This is a genomic window from Nocardia sp. alder85J, assembly GCF_020176955.2.
Taxonomy (GTDB): domain Bacteria; phylum Actinomycetota; class Actinomycetes; order Mycobacteriales; family Mycobacteriaceae; genus Nocardia.
Genome location: NZ_JAIUCZ020000013.1, coordinates 211,844 through 228,551, shown reverse-complemented (window position 1 = coordinate 228,551; position 16,708 = coordinate 211,844). Strand labels below are relative to the sequence as shown.

Genomic DNA, 16,708 nt, shown 5'->3' with positions numbered 1-16,708 from the left:
GCCAGGTGGTGGTACTACCAGTATCGGCAGGCTCCTGTTACCGGGATCCGAGGCGGCGCAGTGTCGTTGCCATGACACGCACGCTGTCCTCGTCACCGGCCCCGGCCGTGCTCTCACCTCTTACTCGCACACGAACTCTCGGCGTCCTCGCGGTGGTCCTGCTGGGCCAGTTCATGGCCGTCCTCGATGCCTCGATCGTCAACGTCGCGATCCCGTCCATCCGTACCTCGCTCGGCGCCACCGGTTCCGCGCTGCAACTGATCGTCTCCGGTTACGTCATCGCCTACGCGGTGCTGCTGGTCACCGGCGCTCGTCTCGGCGACCGGTTCGGCCAGCGCACCATGTTCCTGGCCGGTCTGATCTGGTTCACGATCGCCTCGCTGGCCTGCGGGCTGGCCTGGAATGCGGTCGTGCTCATCGTGTTCCGATTCCTCCAGGGCATCGGCGCCGCGGCGATGGTGCCGCAGGTGATGACGCTGATCCAGCGCACCTTCACCGGTCCGGCGCGGGCCCGCGCGCTGTCGGCCTACGCCGCCGTGATCTCCGGTGGCGTGGTGGCCGGGCAGATCGTCGGCGGCCTCATCGTCACCGGCGATGTCGGCGGAACCGGTTGGCGCGGAGTCTTTCTGGTGAACGTGCCGATCGGGCTCGTACTGCTGGCGGCGGCGCCCGGGGTGCTGCCCGCCACCGTGCGCACCCGGCGGCGACTGGATCTGCCGGGCCTGGCCGCGCTCACCGCGGCCGTGCTGTTGCTGGTGTTGCCGCTGGTGCTGGGGCACGAACAGCACTGGCCGCTGTGGACCTGGCTGGCGCTGGCCGGCTCGGCGCTGGCCTTCGCGGGCTTCGTCCTGGTCGAACGCGGGGTGCACCGGCGCGGCGGCGAGCCGTTGTTCGCCGACGCCGTGCTGCGCGCGCCCGGCCTGCTCGCGACCGCGGCCAATCTACTGGTCGTGATGTGCACCTTCGGCGGCTGGATGTTCGTGATCTCGCTGTATCTGCAAGGCGCACTACACTACAGCGCGCTGCACGCCGGACTGGTCGGAGCGCCGATGGGCACGGTGTTCGCGATCGCCAGCATGACCTGGTCGCGGGTGCCGGCTCGGCTGCATCCGGCGATGATCGTGTCCGGGCTGCTGCTCGGCGCCGCCACCATGGTGATCCTCGGCGTGCGGCTGGGCGACCGGCACGGCATGGGCGTGCCGGAGCTGGTGGTGTACGCGGCGATGGGGCTCGGATTCGCGGTCTCGTTCAGCCCCTTGACAACTCGCGCGCTGTCGAAGGTGCCGGCGGCGGCGGCCTCGGATGCCAGCGGCATCCTGGTGACCTGCGTGCAACTCGGCATCGTGATCGGGGTCGCGAGTTTCGGCTCGGTGTTCCTGTCGCTGGCCGGGACGACCGCCGCCGCGGCGACCCACGCCATCGGCGTCACCGCGACCGCGATCGGCGTCACCGTGCTGGCCGCGGCGGCGCTGGCGGTGCGCGCCGTGCGCTGAACCACCCCGGAACGGGCGGAAGGGCGCCGCACGGATCTCCCGGATCCGTCCGGCGCCCCTCCTCGTATCCGAGATGGTGCGAGCACCGGAGCCGATGATACCGAACGTCTACCAATCTCCCCTATGCACCTGGTTGCATACATGTGGAACCGTCGGCTAACCTCGGCGCCATGGCCCTCGAGCACGCGCTGCTGGTGTCGCTGAGCGAGCGGGCCGGCTCGGGCTACGAGCTGGCCCGGCGTTTCGATCGGTCCATCGGATTCTTCTGGAGCGCCACCCATCAGCAGATCTACCGGGTGCTCAAGCGCATGGAGGAGCAGGGCTGGGTCAGCGGCGAGGCCGTGGCCCAGTCCGGGCGGCCGGACAAGAAGGTCTACACCGTCAGCCCGGCCGGGCGCGCGGAGCTGGCCCGCTGGATCGCCGAACCCTCCGAGGATCTCGGGCCGCTGCGCAGCGAACTCGGCGTCAAGATCCGGGGCGCCGCGCACGGCGATCAGGCGGCGCTGCGGGCCGAGGTGGCCCGGCACCGCGAGTCGCACGCGCAGCGCCTCGACGTCTACCGCCTCATCGAGAAGCGGGATTTCCCGGATCCGGCGGCCCTGTCCGGCACCGCCCTGCACCAATACCTGGTGCTGCGCGGCGGTATCCGGGTCGAGGCGGGCTTCGTGGAATGGTGCGACGAAGTCCTCGCCGCCCTGTCCCGCACCCTCGCGGTCCGGCCGCGCGCCACGGTGCGGCCGGGCGCCCCCGCACGGCCGGGCCCGGCATCACGACAGGACGGCCCTCGTGTCGAAAGGTGAAGCAGTGAACCGTTATCCACACCTCTCCGAGCCGCTGCCGGTCGGGCACCTCACCCTGCGCAACCGCGTGGTGATGGGTTCCATGCACACCGGCCTGGAGGACCGGGCCTGGGACATCCACCGGCTCGCAGCGTATTTCGCCGAACGCGCGCGCGGCGGCACCGGCCTGATCATCACCGGCGGCTACGCCCCGAACCGGGAGGGCTGGCTGCTGCCGTTCGGCGCCAAACTCACCAATCGGTCGGAGGCGTACCGGCATCGGGCCGTCACCCGCGCGGTGCACGCCGAGGGCGGCCGCATCGCCTTGCAGATCCTGCACGCCGGCCGCTACGCCTACGTGCCGTTCAGCGTCTCCGCCTCCGCGATCAAGGCGCCGATCAACCCCTTCCGGCCCCGCGCGCTGTCGGACCGCGGCGTCGAACGCACCATCGACGACTATGTACGCTGCGCCCGGCTGGCGAAGTTCGCCGGCTACGACGGCGTCGAGGTGATGGGCGGCGAGGGCTACCTGATCAACCAGTTCCTCGCGCCCCGCACCAACAAGCGCACCGACCGCTGGGGCGGCTGCGCGGCGAACCGCCGCCGCTTCCCGCTGGAGATCGTGCGCCGCATCCGCGCCGCCGTCGGCGACGACTTCCTCATCGTATTCCGGCTGTCCATGGCCGAATTCGTCGAGCACGGCCAGACCGAGACCGAGATCCTGGCGCTGGCAGGCGAATTGGAGCAGGCCGGGGTCTCGATCATCAACACCGACATCGGCTGGCACGAGGCCCGGGTGCCGACCATCGTCACCTCGGTGCCACGCGCCGCGTTCACCGAGTTCACCGCGAAGATCACCGCGCGAGTGAGCATTCCGGTGTGCGCGTCGAACCGGATCAACATGCCGGAGACCGCCGAGGAGATCCTCACCCGCGGCGAGGCCGCCCTGGTGTCGCTGGCCCGGCCGCTGCTGGCCGACCCGGAGTGGGCGAACAAGGCTTTCGCCACCCGCGAGGACGAGATCAACACCTGCATCGCCTGCAATCAGGCCTGCCTGGACCACGCCTTCGTGCACAAGACGGTGTCGTGCCTGCTCAACCCCCGAGCCGGCCGCGAAACCGAACTCCTGCTGCTGCCCACCCGCCGCGGCAAGCGCGTCGCGGTCGTAGGCGCCGGCCCCGCCGGTCTGTCGGCCGCGGTCACCCTGGCCGAACGCGGCCACAAGGTCGACCTGTTCGAGGCCGACGACAAGATCGGCGGCCAGTTCGACATCGCCCGCCGCATCCCCGGCAAGGAGGAGTTCGCCGAAACCCTGCGCTACTTCACCCGCAAACTGGAGGTCACCGGCGTCCGGGTGTTCCTGAACCGCCGCGTCACCGCCGACGAACTGGTCGAAGGCCGCTACGACCACGTGATCCTCGCCACCGGCGTGCGCCCCCGCATCCCCGACATCCCCGGCATCGACCACCCGAAGGTCCTCACCTACGCCGAACTGGTCCGCGAGCGGAAACCGGTCGGCCGCAAGGTCGCCGTGATCGGGGCCGGCGGAATCGGTTACGACGTCAGCGAATTCCTCACCGTCGAGGGCCACCCCACCCTGAAACTCGACGAGTGGAAGGAGGAATGGGGAGTCACCGCCGACGATCCCGACGCCCCAGGCCAGCTGACCACCCCCCGCCCCGCCCCCGCCGCCCGCGAAGTCGTCCTGCTGCAACGTAAATCGACGACCTTCGGCAAGAGCCTCGGCAAGACCACCGGCTGGGTACACCGAGCCGCGTTGAAAGCCAAGGGCGTCGAACAACTCGGCGGCGTCAACTACGAACGCATCGACGACCGCGGCCTGCACATCAGCTTCGGCGAACGCCGGCAGCGCCCCCGCGTGATCGACTGCGACAACGTGATCCTCTGCGCCGGACAGGAATCCGTCCGCGACCTGGTGGCCCCCCTGGAAGCCGCCGGCGTCACCACCCACCTCATCGGCGGCGCCGAACTGGCCGCCGAACTCGATGCCGGACGCGCCATCGAACAGGGCACCCGAGTGGCGGCCACCCTGTGAGCCCGCTGCTGGACCGCATCGGCCTGCCCGGTGACGAGAAGTCCTGGCAGGCACTGGGTTTCGACCTGAATGCCGCGACCTTCCGGCTCGGCGCGGTGACCTGCGCCGTCGACACCACCCCCGCCTGGGGTTTCGACCAGGTCCACGCCGACCCCGTCGCCCTGGGCATCCCGGTCCAGCCCCGAGCCGCGCACCCCGACGCCACCAGCGACGCGGACGGTAGCGCGCTGGACGCCGCATCCGACGTGGATGTACCAGCGGACCGCGGCGCGCCCGGCGCCGCCTCGGACCCGGACGTACCCGCAGGCCGCGACACCGGTTCACCCGCGACACATCCCAACGGCGCCACCTACGTCGACCACCTCGTCTACTGGGTCCCCGACCTGGACGACGCCGTGACCGCGCTCAACGCGGTCCTCGGCACCGAACCCCGCCGCCGCTTCCACCCCCGCGGCCCATCCGGCCCCGAAATGGCCTTCTACCGCGTCGGCAAACCCTTCCTGGAAGTCGTCTCGACCGGCCGCCCCCCGATCCTGGCAGGCATCGCCTTCGGCACCCCCGACCTCGACGCCACCGTAGCCGCCGTCCGCGCCGCCGGCGGCCCCATCGGCGACCCGAAACCGGCCGTCCAAGGCGGCCGCATCGCCAGCGTCTGGAGCGGCCACGTCCGCTGGGGCATCGCCTTCCTGGAACCCGCACCCCGCTGAGCGAGCGACCCCGCGAACCCGCGGATCAGCCGAACGTGATCGGCCCGGATATATCGCGCGCTTGAATCGCGTGTCCCTGAACCGTGCCGGAGATCGTGTTGTGGGTGGTTCCCGGCGGATCCCCGTCGATACCGTCCAGCCACGCCCGCAGCCGCTCGGCCGCGGCCGGATCGGCCGCCGCGATCCGTGCCAGGCGATTCGCCAAATCCTCGATCTCCGAATCGGTTTCCGGCACGGGGACCGGCTCCTCCGTGGCATCGGGCTCCGATCGATGTCGCCCGAGCAGCGTCGCGAGCGCTTCCCACGCCCGCTTCCCGGCCTCACCCGCGGCAGAGTCGAGAATCTTGTGCAGCGCATCGGTCAACAGAGAACCGGTCAGTATCGGATCCATGAAACCCCCTGAAAGTTCTCCGGTAAGGTAATCCGCCCCAGGATATCTGTCAATTCCGGGGACGAACCGGACGGTATCAACAGCCGGTCACCGACCTCGTCCACGTGACCGATACCGAACGAAATCCACGTCGAATCCAGAACGGCGCCCCGTACGGATTGTGAATGCTGTGGTGTAGCAGCGCGTATTCGGCCCCGGACGCCACCAGACGCCGTTCGGCGGCGGCCACCAATCCACCTCCGACACCACTGTTCCGGTAGCTCCGATCGACATACAGACGCTGCATATAACCGGCGGGTCCGACGCGGACCCGGCTTTCTATCCACGCATTCTGCGGTGGCTGCACCTGGATGAAGCCGGCCACATCTCCGTTTTCCGAGATCCAGACCAGCACCGTGCCGTCGCGACGCAACACTTCCGGCAGGATTTCGCGCTCCAGTCGCCGAGGCAGATCCGGACGCATCGGCAGCGCACCGAGCGAGATATCGAGCCGGTGCAATTCTTCGGCTTGTGCGACGATACGTTCGACGTCGCCGGGGCCGGCGGGCCTGATCCGTGGCTCGTCCCGATCGCCGCTGGTCAGCATCTTCATCGCCAGTACACTGACCGGGCAGAACCCGTTCCGGACCAGTTGACCGGCACATTCGACGTCCCGAATCGGCCAGGTGACGGATACGGAGCTGTCGGGTTCGGCGGGCCGGGAGAATATCGCGGCGACCAATTCGGAGAGTACCGTCCCGAACGCCTGCGCCGGAGTCGTCCCGCACACCCGGATCTCGAGAACGTATCGATGCAGGCTTCCCCACAGGGCTGCCTCGTCCTCCGGACCGAAGGCCCGATAACGCATCTCACCCATGGCAGAGGGGTCGATCGCGGCATCGAGGATCGGGTTTCCGGTGGACAATCGTTCCGCCGGTGCAACCTCCGGATCGATCTCCGCGATGCGCCGAATATGACCGTGCAGAATTCTGTCGGCCCAGCCGTCCGGTGTACTGCCGGTCAAGAGGCAACCCCCGATCTCATGTCGTCGAACATCCGGGCAACGAGAGTCAGTCCGGTTCCTCGTCGTCGGCAGCGGATTCGACGAGAGCGGCAGCCCGGTTCCGCATATCGACCGCCCTGCGGTCCTCGAATTCTCCGAACAGGCCCCACGACTCCCTGGAGAATGGGATCGCCTGCCGGGACCTGCCCGCGAGCCCGAGCGACATGGCCAGGTTGTACAGCGCCGTCGCCAGCCACCACCGATCACCGGTTTCCCGGAAGATCGCCACCGACAGCCGGTGGAAATGAATGCTGTCCTCGTAGCGGCCGATTTCCCGATAGCATTCGCCGGTGCCATCGATCGCCATGGCCTCACGATTGCGATCGACCAGCCGCCGGTGGACGACCGCAGATCTCTGGTAGGAGGTCAACGCTTCCTCGGGAAGCCCGAGAGCTCGCTGCACCCTGCCGAGTTCCATGAGCCAGTATCCGCCCCAGGCATCCAGTCGCCTGTCCCTCGCTATCGCGAGCGCCGACTCGATCGAGGCGAGTGCCTCGTTCGGCAGCCCGGCTTCTCGCTGGGCCATGGCGAGAAAGAACAGGGCATTGCCCTCATAGGCGGTGTCACCGATCGCCCGGCACTGTTCCACGCATCTCGTCAGAATTTCGTTCGCCGATTCGATGTCGGCCCGATCGACATGCGCCATACCGAGATTCGTCGAGACGACGGCCTGCCATCGTGGCTCGGCCAGAGCACGAAACATCTCGAGACTCTCCTCGAAATCGGCGGTCGCCGCCGCCAAGCGCCGCGAACGCCAATGCACCAAACCCAGCGAGTTGATCGAGGCGGCAACACCGAAATCGTCGGATATCTCCTGCCGGATGGCGAGTGCCGCACGATGACACTGTTCTGCCGCTTCGAGCCGGTGGGACTGCACGTATGCCTTTCCCAGGCTGTCCTGCAACTCGGCTTCACCGAACCTGTCACCGATCCGGCGCGCGGAGGCCAGGCCGACATCGGTGACAGCGATCCAATCTTCGAAAGGATTCTGACTCACGAATATGCTGCGCAGCAGCACCGGAAACCTCCACGCCGAGTCGTGCAGTTCGTACGCCGCGGCGACACGAGCCGACCCGACGATGTTCGTGTACTCGGTTTCGTACCATGCGAAGGCAGCGGCCGCATCGGGGAAGTTCAACGGTTCCGAGCCGGAATCCGTCTCCGGTGCCGCCGGCAGTCTGTCGTGTGGCGCGATGACGGATACCGCATTGCGCAGACTGCGCAGATACCAGGAGAGCAATCGCGCGGACGCGTGTCGCCGGCTGTCGTTCGTCTCCTGATTCATCACCTGTTCCGTGGCGTACGCGCGCAACAGGTCGTGGAACTGGTATCGATCGGCAATCTGCTGTTCGAGCATGTGCGCCCCGGTCAGGATGTCCAGTAGCTGCCTGGCCTCGTTCCTCGTGACCTCGGCGAGCGCCGCCACGGCAGGCACTCCGAAGTCGGGGCCGGGATGCAGTCCCAGCAACCGGAACACCCGAGCGGCGGTGACGGGCAACGCCCGGTAGGACCAGGCGAACACGGTACGAACGGCATCGGCGTCGTCGTCGTGGTCCGGGGTGAGCGCATCCCACAGCACCGATTCGTCGCGCAGATCCGCGATCAGATCCCGGAGCAACATCAACGGACGGCTGGCGGCGCGCTCGGCGGCGATACGCAACGCGAGGGGGAGTCTGGCGCACAGTCTGGCGAGTTCGCGTATCTCCTCCTCGTCGTCGCGCCTCCGGTAGCCGTCGGTGACGGTGTGCAGGAGCCGGATGGCGTCGGATTCACTCAAGACGTCGAGAGAGAATCGATAGCCGCCATCTCGTGCAATGAGTCCCGACAACCGGCTTCTACTCGTGACCAGGACGAGGCATTCCGAACTCCCGGGGAGAAGAAGACGAACCTGTTTGACCGTCGCCGCATTGTCGAGTACTACGAGAATGCGCCTTCCGGACAGGATCGATCGATACAGCGCAGCCTTGTCCTCCGCTTCCGCCGGAATCGCCGACGGCGGTACCCCCAAGGCCCGCAGAAACCGATCCAATGCCTGTCCGGCGGATACCGGCGGCTCGGGGTCGTACCCACGCAAATTCACATACAGCTGGCCGTCCGGGAAACGGTGTCGGATGCTGTGGGCCCAATGCAGCGCCAACGACGTTTTCCCGACACCTGCCGTTCCGGTGATGACATACAGCCCCACCACCATCGGCTCGACCGGCATCCGCGCGAGCATCTCGCCCAACTGCCGAAGTTCTTCCGCTCGGTTGACGAAGCCGCTGACGTCACCGGGCAGTTGCCGCGGCGCTGATTCGAACGACGATCGGGCCCCGTGGAAATGGATACCGCCCTGCACATCCCGCGCCTGCACGACATCGGATGCCGAGCCGGAGAGTTCCGAATATTGGCCGCTTGCACTCACCTCCTCGTCGCCACTGTCCCGACCTGCGCCGCTACTCATCTTTTCGGATCATGTCCGGTGGCGGCAACGGCGCGATTTCGCGCCGAAAATAGCTCGCCAGATCCTCACCGGATTCGTACAGGCCCATGATGAACTCGCGGCTCCGCGCGACGGCCTGCCGATCGGTGTACCGAACGCCGCCCTCCTGCAATCCGTCACCGTCGTAGAGCAACTCGTACATGACGTCGTCACCGAGTGTCACCAGCTCGGGCAGGATGTTGGACGTCTCGTACCGCCGGACCCGGTCGGTGTGGAGTACCCGGCAGCTACCTCCCAACTCGTCGCGGATGAGCAGTAGATGCAGCTCCCACTGCATGTATTTCGAAACCGGATTCTCCACTATGCGGACACGCCTGGTAGGGATATTCGATTCCGCCAGGCGGTCATAGTGCCGACGTAACCGCGGCCGGCGATCCTCGAGCAGCTCCAGCGCCTCGTCCCACCGGCCCCGGGAGAAGGCCACCCAGCTGTCGTCGTTCGGTTCCTCGAAATGCTGTCGCCGCTCGAGTTTCCAGAATCCGTGCGATCGAATATTCCAGAACCTGCCGTCGAAGTCGGACAGGTAGACATCCCCCAAGAGCTTTTCACCCGAAATTCGATAGATGTCGTCAAGCATCCGGTATATCCGCCTTGGCAGCTATGATCATCCCCCTCGGCAGCACCACGAGACGCTCGTTCTCGTTGACGCTCACCCCCTCGGGTAATCTCGAATCATAACTGCTGGTCAAATCTCTGCCGATAAAGGCGACATCGCCGTTGTCAAGTTCCCAGATATCGGGACAACCAGATTCTCCCCCACTACCGTTGCCGCCGTTACGGCCGCTTCCCGGCTCTTTCGAAGATATCCCGAGACGTCGGCTGAAGGACGCAGCCGGATCCGGCTCCCAAATATTTCCACCCATTTTTACCAACACTCCTTCTATATGGCAGTGCGGCACCCCGCAAGGGTATGTTATCAGCCTTCCTGTTCAACTGCCGTGAAAGCGGCGTTCATGCAGCCGTTCTTGTCGGCGCTATCCGAAAAGTGGATCTGTGACGTCGTACCGCAACCTGCGGCCAACCTTTCGACGGTTCGCCCGGCCTGCATGATCGCGCGGAGATACCCGGCAGGCCGGCCACCGGCAGCGACCGGGCAACATCGAGCCTGCCGTTCAGGGCCCGAGACCACTCGCCGACGGCCCGCACGATCCGGGCGGGACAGTGCGACGGCCGCTCGGTAGGCTGCCGGGCGTGAGCCTGCCTGCACCCACCGCCGACAATCGTGCCGTCGTCACCGGAGCCTCTCAGGGAATCGGCACCGCGCTCGCCGAAGAGCTTGCGCGGCGCGGATATTCGCTGATCCTCGTGGCCCGCCGCAAGGAATTGCTGACCGAGCTGGCGGCCCGGCTCGGCGACCGGTACAGCGTCACCGCCGAGGTACGCGCCGTCGACCTGTCCGACCGCGAGGACCGCGAACCGCTCTCGCGTGAGCTGGCCGAACGGGAGATCGCGATTCTCTGCAACAACGCCGGTGTCGCCACCTTCGGCCCGCTCTCGAAGCTCGATCCGGCCTACGAACGCGCGGTGGTGGAACTCAACGCCGTGGCGGTGCACGACCTCACCCTGTCGGTGCTGCCCGGCATGCTGGCCCGCCGCGCCGGCGGCATCCTGATCACCGGCTCCGTCGCCGGCAACATGGCCGTCCCGCACAACGCCACCTACGCCGCCACCAAGGCGTTCACCAATTCGTTCTCCGAATCGCTGCGCGGGGAACTCGGCGGAACCGGCGTCAATGTCACCCTGCTCGCCCCCGGTCCGGTCCGCACCACGAATCCGGATCAGGAGGACGTCGGCACCAGGATCCCCGAATTCGTCTGGGTTTCGGCCGCGCACACCGCCACACTGTCCATCGACTCGCTGGCCCGCAACAAGATGCGCGTGGTTCCGGGCCTGATCAGCAAGGGTATGAGCGTCGCCGGGCAGTACGCGCCACGAGCGCTGACCGCGCCGGTGGTCGGCGCGATCTACAAGAAGATGGGTGGTCGGTAACACATCATCGTCAGCAGGGCGTCAAGATCGCAGAGTCGCGTGTCAAAGGACCGTAACCGGCCGATTCGGTGATCGACCACCAGGCGTAGTTCTGGCGTTGACCCCGCAGCACATCGAAAGCGGGGCGAACAGCAGGAGACACCGTTGACACTGCTCGAGATCTGCCCGTCCCTGCGGGCAGGGATGTCGTCGCCCCGGCTGGACACCAGTGTCTGGCCCTGCGACACCCACTACGACGACATGGGCCGCGTCACCCTCGGCGGCGTCGCACTCACCGACATCGCCGACCAGTACGGCACCCCCACCTACGTGCTCGACGAGGCCGAGGTGCGCGGCCGCTGCCGGGCCTACCGCAAGCACTTCCCCGACGCGGAGATCATCTACGCCGCGAAGGCCCTGATGATCCGGTCCGTGGCGGCCTGGGTCACCGAGGAGGGTCTGTCGGTGGACGTGTGTTCCGCCGGTGAACTGGCCATAGCCCTGGCCGCCGGAGTGGATCCGCAACGCATCGTGCTGCACGGCACCGGTAAGCCGTTCGCCGAACTGGAGACCGCGGTGGCCGCCGGAGTCGGCCGGATCGTGGTCGACTCGCTCACCGAGATCACCCTCCTGGCCGCTCTGGCGACCCGCCCCCAACAGGTACTGCTGCGCCTGTCACCCGATATCGACGTGCACGGCCACCCGGCCGTCCGCACCGGCGTCACGGACCAGAAGTTCGGTTTCCCGCTGGGCGGCCCCCAGGCGACGGAGGCCGTCGAGCGCATCCTGCGGCAGCCGATGCTGCACCTGGCCGGCTTCCACTGCCACCTCGGCTCACAGATCCACGACGCCGAGTTCTACGGCGAAGCGGTCCGCCGGATGATCGCCGAGATGGCCCGGGTACACCGCGAACACGGCATCCTGCTGCGGCAACTCGACCTCGGCGGCGGCCACGCGGTCGCCTACCGCGGCGGCGACAAGGAGATGTCGCTGCCGATCCTCGCCGACATCGTCGAGGACGCCCTCGACTCCGCCTGCGCCCTGCACCACTTCCCCCGCCCCCGCATCGCCCTGGAACCCGGCCGCGCCATCGTCGCCCGCGCCGGCGTCACCCTCTACCGCGTGATGACGGTGAAACACATCCCCGACGGCCACACCTACGTGATCGTCGACGGCGGCATGAACGACAACCCCCGCGTCGCCCTCTACGGCGCCCGCTACGACGCGGTCCTGGTCAACCGTCACCCCACCGGCGCCAGAATGACCGCCACCGTCGCGGGCCGCTACTGCGAAGCCGGCGACATCCTCGCCCACGACATCACCCTGCCCGCCGATCTCCGCCCCGGCGAAGTCCTGGCGGTCCCCTGCACCGGCGCCTACCACCACAGTCTCGCCTCCTCCTACAACGGCGTCGGCCGCCCCCCGATCGTCGCCGTCACCGAAGGCCGCAGCCGCCAGCTCATCCGCCGCGAAACCCCCGCCGACCTGCTGGCCCGCGACCTGGGCTGAACGGATTCAACGGCGGCGGGTGCCGAAGATCGAGCGGCTGATCTCGCGGCCGGCGGCGGTGGCGGCCGAACGCAGGAAACTCTTGACCGCCGGATTGCTCATGATCCGGTCGGCGGCCGAGGGCTCCACCGGTGCGGGCCGATCGGGCATCTGCGGTTCTGGTTGCGCCGCAACGACTTTCGCCGCCAGAATCTCATAGGCGGACTCCCGGTCGATGGTCACACCGTACTTCGCCCACAACGGGCTCGCCTGAGCCCGGGACCGGATGCCGTCGTCACCGATGCCCGCCATCAACGACCGCGGCGGCCGTAATCGCGTCCACGCCACCGGAGTCGGCGCCCCCTCCTCGGAGAGCACCGTCACGATCGCCTCCCCGATCCCCAGCGAGGTCAGCGCCTGCTCCAGGTCGTAGACGGCGGTCCTCGGATACGTCCGCACGGTCTTCGACAACGCCTTCTGATCCTCCGGGGTGAATGCCCGCAACGCGTGCTGAATACGCGCCCCCAACTGCGACAACACTGGATTCGGGATATCGGTGGGCAATTGGGTGCAGAAGAACACCCCCACCCCCTTCGACCGGATCAACTTCACCGTCTGCTCCACCTGCCCGAGAAACGCCTTGGAAGCATCCCGGAACAACAGATGAGCCTCGTCGAACAGGAAGACGAGCTTCGGCATATCCACATCACCGACCTCCGGCAACGTCTGGAACAGATCCGCCAGCACCCACATCAGGAACGTGGAGAACAGCGCCGGCCGCGCCGACTGCGCCCCCAGTTCGAACGCCGTGATCACCCCGCGCCCACCGGCGGTCCGCAACAGATCCGCGGGTTCCAATTCCGGCTCCCCGAAAAAGGTGTCACCCCCTTCGCTCTCCAGATTCACCAGAGCCCGCAGAATCACCCCCGCGGTGGCCGCCGACACCCCGCCGATCCCCTTCAGGTCGGCCTTCCCCTCCGGGCTGGTCAGATGCGTGATCACCGCCCGTAGATCCTTCAGATCCAGTAGCGCCAGTCCCTGCGCGTCGGCCCAGTGGAAGATCAGCCCGAGCGTCGACTCCTGCGTCTCGTTCAACCCGAGCACCTTGCTCAGCAACACCGGCCCGAACGACGTGATCGCCGCCCGGATCGGCACCCCGATCCCCTCGGTCCCCAGCGAGACGAATTCGACCGGAAACCCGCTCGGCGACCACTGCGCATCCCCCGACTCCGCGGCCCGAGCCAGCACCTTCTCGCCTCCTTCCCCCGGCACCGCCAGCCCCGACAGATCCCCCTTGACATCGGCCAGCACCACCGGCACCCCCGCCGCCGACAACTGCTCCGCGATCCCCTGCACGGTCTTGGTCTTCCCGGTCCCCGTGGCCCCCGCGATCAACCCGTGCCGATTCATGGTCCGCATCGGAATCCGCACGCACGCACCAGGATCCGAGACACCATCGATCACCACCGCCCCCAGCTCCAACGTCGCCCCGCCGACCTCGTACCCGGCGGCGATCCCCCGCGCCGCGGACACGTCACCGGACCCCGAAGCAGCCTCCCGCTCCGCCTTCTCCGCTGCGGCAGCGGCCTCCGCCGCCACCCGAGCCGCCTCCTCGGCCGCCCTGCGCGCCGCCGCCGCTTTCTCCTGAGCCGTCGTCATCGCCGATCCTCCGTCCACCGAAGTCCCGCTGACTTTCCGAACCGAGCACAGCTTCGCGAAAACCATATATCCGGCGATCACGCCGCCGAGCGACATCGCGATGGCACGGCAACCGCGCCGCGTAAGGTTGCTCCGGTGTCCGACAAATTGATGGTGTGGATGGATTGTGAGATGACCGGCCTCCGGCTCGACAGCGACAAGCTGATCGAGGTGGCCGCCCTCGTGACCGACAGCGATCTGAACATCCTCGGCAACGGCGTGGACATCGTGATCCACGCCGACGACGAGGCCCTGGCCGCGATGCCCCCGGTGGTGCAGGAGATGCACGCCCGCTCCGGCCTCACCGAGGAGGTCCGCCGCTCCATCGTCACCCTCGCCGAGGCCGAACAACAGGTCCTGGCCTACGTGACCGAACACGCCCCCACCGCCGGCATCGTCCCCCTGGCCGGCAACTCCATCGCCACCGACCGCGGCTTCATCGCCCGCGACATGCCTGCCCTGGACGCCCACCTGCACTACCGGATGATCGACGTCAGCTCCATCAAGGAACTCTGTCGCCGCTGGTACCCCCGCATCTACTTCGGCCAGCCGGAAAAAGGCCTAGCCCACCGCGCCCTCGCCGACATCCAGGAGTCCATCCGCGAACTCCGCTACTACCGCCGCACCGCCTTCGTCCCCGCCCCCGGCCCCTCCACCGCCGAGATAGCCGCCATCGCCGCCGACCTCCGCGACGACCCCGGGACCAGCACGAACACCCCCCGAACCGGCACCGATTAGGTCCCGAGCCGCCCCACGCGCTACGATCTAGCGCGCCGGAAGTTACCGGCAATGGTGGACGTAGTTCAGTTGGTAGAGCACCAGGTTGTGATCCTGGCTGTCGCGGGTTCGAGTCCCGTCGTCCACCCTGAAAGGGCAGGTCAAGGGCATAACCCTTGACCTGCCCTCGGTCTTTATTCGAGCTTTTCCAAGTTTTCACGCCTGTTCCTTTCGCGAATCAGGCCACATAGGCGTTCAGTACGTCCCGGTCATCCGGCACCTCTGCGGGCCGGTCCACATAATGCTCAGCTGTCACTCGCGACCCCACGGCATGGTTGAGCTGCCGCGAACACCCCGTGCGGTCGGACACCGCCAGCGCCCGCAGCCATGTCCATCACGTCCAGCAGCTCTTGCGCGTTGCGCCTCGGCCCGTACGTGTACGCCGGCGTCCCCGGAATCTTCTCGCCACGGCCACACTCCCGTACCTGAATCCGTAACGCCTGCAACCGTTCCCACGCCGCCGCATTCGGCTTCGCCCAATTCCGGCGCATACCGCGCTTACCGACCCCGTTCACCGGATTGTCCCCCGTGATCGCACCGTGCCGCTTACATGGATCCAGGGTTTCGCCGATGATGGTCTTGTGCCATCGAGCCTTACGCTTGTGCCCCTGAGCTGCGATGGCCGCGAAATAGGCATCGAGAACCGGGGTGTCGAGCTCCCGAATCCGGTAGTGCCCGAGACTCGGCCGGATCTTGACCGCGTCGGGATCGGCGCATATTTACTCTGAACGGACCGATAGCCGATATCAAGCCGACGGCTTGATCGGCGAACGCCTTCCCAGTCCGTCCCGGTTCCACGCTACGGTGTCACCGGCCGGAAGGACCATCCAGGCCATCAGTCCGCTTGGCTAGTTGAGGGAGACCAATGTTTGCGCTCGTGGTGCGATTCGATCTACACGCCGACCGGGCCGCCAAGTTCGATGAGTTGGTGGCTTCCACCGTTGCCTCCATCCTCGAGAAGGAGCCCGGCACGTTGGTCTACGCCACTCACCGCGTCGAAGGCGAACCGCTGACGCGGATCTTCTACGAGGTGTATCGAGACCGTGCTGCCTTCGATGAGCACGAGCGCCAGCCACATACGCTCCGATTCCTGTCCGAGCGGGATCAGTATGTCGCAACAGCCCGTGTCGAGTTCCTCACTCCAGCCGCTACGAAGGGCCTGCCGGCCGGGGAATGAGCAACACCATCGGCTACAGGGGGCGGGTCAGACCGCACCACGCCGCGAAACCGTGGACGGTATCCACGCTGCGCGCTTCTGCACGTGCCAGTGCTCTCACCGTCTCGTGCACCATTGGGCCCATGTTGAGCGACCGGCTTCAACGTCGTCAGCCCCGCACAGGGCTACGCCAGTCCCTGTTCGACACGCTCCCACGCATCTCGAACCGCTACCCGAGCCATCTCGGCACTGATCAACAACCGTGTCTGCCCGGCCAATTGCGCATTCCAGTCATTCTCATCCGGCGCATGATCGAACAGTTGCGCGGCGGGGAGCCGGTTGGTCGGCCCGTACCTGCGGTACAGCGCTCCCGCAGCACCGTCGATCGCCCCAATTTCGCTCAGCGCCCAAAGATCCCAGAGATCGCGCGATGCCCGCCGATCGTGCCAGGTCGCGGTCTTGCCTGCCACAAAGGCCGGCAAAGTTGGTACGAGCAGTTCGGCCGGTGGAACGTCGTGGTATCGCTGCTCGAGACTGCGGAGTTCGGTCGGCCACACCGCCCGGCCTCGGGCCGACAACAACTGGATCTTGACGGATACACTGAGGGGCGGAGCGAAGATTTGCGGCCCCGGTGTCCGGGATGCCACTCAGCGGCGGTGCCCATTCCAACC

Annotated in this window: 15 protein-coding genes and 1 tRNA gene; 9 read left to right on the top strand and 7 right to left on the bottom strand. The window is 67.1% G+C overall.

Going from position 1 to position 16,708, the window contains the following annotated elements; translation table 11 throughout:
- Positions 1-71: 71 nt before the first annotated feature.
- From LBW94_RS37850 to LBW94_RS37835, 4 genes are all read left to right on the top strand, one after another.
- Complete coding sequence (locus LBW94_RS37850) at positions 72-1,493, top strand: MFS transporter (RefSeq protein ID WP_225058508.1); 1,422 nt, start codon at positions 72-74, stop codon at positions 1,491-1,493.
- Positions 1,494-1,663: 170 nt separating this feature from the next.
- Entirely contained in the window at positions 1,664-2,293 is a 630-nt protein-coding gene (locus LBW94_RS37845; protein ID WP_225058509.1) for a PadR family transcriptional regulator, read from the top strand.
- Between the two features lie 4 nt (positions 2,294-2,297).
- Entirely contained in the window at positions 2,298-4,328 is a 2,031-nt protein-coding gene (locus LBW94_RS37840) for an NADPH-dependent 2,4-dienoyl-CoA reductase (protein ID WP_225058510.1), read from the top strand.
- Positions 4,325-5,035 carry a VOC family protein gene (locus LBW94_RS37835; RefSeq protein ID WP_266273084.1) on the top strand — a complete coding sequence of 237 codons (711 nt, stop codon included), beginning with the start codon at positions 4,325-4,327 and terminating at the stop codon, positions 5,033-5,035. The genes LBW94_RS37840 and LBW94_RS37835 overlap by 4 nt, the downstream gene beginning before the upstream one ends.
- A 25-nt stretch (positions 5,036-5,060) precedes the next feature.
- Here LBW94_RS37835 and LBW94_RS37830 read toward each other — a convergent pair whose 3' ends face one another.
- The 5 genes from LBW94_RS37830 to LBW94_RS37810 all read right to left on the bottom strand — a co-directional run bounded on the left by LBW94_RS37830 (position 5,061) and on the right by LBW94_RS37810 (position 9,849).
- Positions 5,061-5,399 (bottom strand): hypothetical protein, encoded by a 339-nt coding sequence (locus LBW94_RS37830; protein WP_225058511.1) that lies wholly within the window; start codon positions 5,397-5,399, stop codon positions 5,061-5,063.
- Positions 5,400-5,502: 103 nt separating this feature from the next.
- The gene (locus LBW94_RS37825; protein WP_225058512.1) at positions 5,503-6,018 is read right to left on the bottom strand and encodes a GNAT family N-acetyltransferase; all 516 of its coding nucleotides are present in this window, start codon (positions 6,016-6,018) and stop codon (positions 5,503-5,505) included.
- Between the two features lie 457 nt (positions 6,019-6,475).
- A complete protein-coding gene (locus LBW94_RS37820; RefSeq protein WP_225058513.1) occupies positions 6,476-8,872 on the bottom strand; it encodes an ATP-binding protein in 2,397 nt (798 codons plus the stop codon).
- A 31-nt stretch (positions 8,873-8,903) separates the two neighbouring features.
- Entirely contained in the window at positions 8,904-9,527 is a 624-nt protein-coding gene (locus LBW94_RS37815; RefSeq protein ID WP_225058514.1) for a DUF6879 family protein, read from the bottom strand.
- Positions 9,520-9,849: a hypothetical protein gene (locus tag LBW94_RS37810; protein WP_225058515.1), complete on the bottom strand. Its 330-nt coding sequence runs from the start codon at positions 9,847-9,849 to the stop codon at positions 9,520-9,522. Before LBW94_RS37810 ends, LBW94_RS37815 begins: the two co-directional genes overlap by 8 nt.
- A gap of 292 nt (positions 9,850-10,141) precedes the next feature.
- Between LBW94_RS37810 and cmrA the strand changes: the two genes are divergently transcribed.
- Entirely contained in the window at positions 10,142-10,939 is a 798-nt protein-coding gene (gene cmrA, locus LBW94_RS37805; protein ID WP_225058516.1) for a mycolate reductase, read from the top strand.
- Positions 10,940-11,083: 144 nt separating this feature from the next.
- On the top strand, positions 11,084-12,427 hold the full coding sequence (gene lysA / locus LBW94_RS37800; RefSeq protein WP_225058517.1) for a diaminopimelate decarboxylase: 1,344 nt from the start codon (positions 11,084-11,086) through the stop codon (positions 12,425-12,427).
- Positions 12,428-12,433: 6 nt separating this feature from the next.
- Here lysA and LBW94_RS37795 read toward each other — a convergent pair whose 3' ends face one another.
- Positions 12,434-14,065, bottom strand: a complete 1,632-nt coding sequence (locus LBW94_RS37795; protein ID WP_225058518.1) for a helicase HerA-like domain-containing protein — start codon at positions 14,063-14,065, stop codon at positions 12,434-12,436.
- Between the two features lie 135 nt (positions 14,066-14,200).
- Between LBW94_RS37795 and orn the strand changes: the two genes are divergently transcribed.
- From orn to LBW94_RS37780, 3 genes are all read left to right on the top strand, one after another.
- Entirely contained in the window at positions 14,201-14,842 is a 642-nt protein-coding gene (orn, locus tag LBW94_RS37790; RefSeq protein WP_225058519.1) for an oligoribonuclease, read from the top strand.
- Positions 14,843-14,896: 54 nt separating this feature from the next.
- Positions 14,897-14,969, top strand: a tRNA-His gene (locus LBW94_RS37785).
- 777 nt (positions 14,970-15,746) lie between these two features.
- A complete protein-coding gene (locus LBW94_RS37780; protein WP_225058520.1) occupies positions 15,747-16,058 on the top strand; it encodes a putative quinol monooxygenase in 312 nt (103 codons plus the stop codon).
- Positions 16,059-16,222: 164 nt separating this feature from the next.
- Here the strand turns inward: LBW94_RS37780 and LBW94_RS37775 are convergent, their stop codons facing one another.
- The gene (locus LBW94_RS37775) at positions 16,223-16,594 is read right to left on the bottom strand and encodes a nucleotidyl transferase AbiEii/AbiGii toxin family protein (protein ID WP_225058521.1); all 372 of its coding nucleotides are present in this window, start codon (positions 16,592-16,594) and stop codon (positions 16,223-16,225) included.
- Positions 16,595-16,708 lie beyond the last annotated feature (114 nt).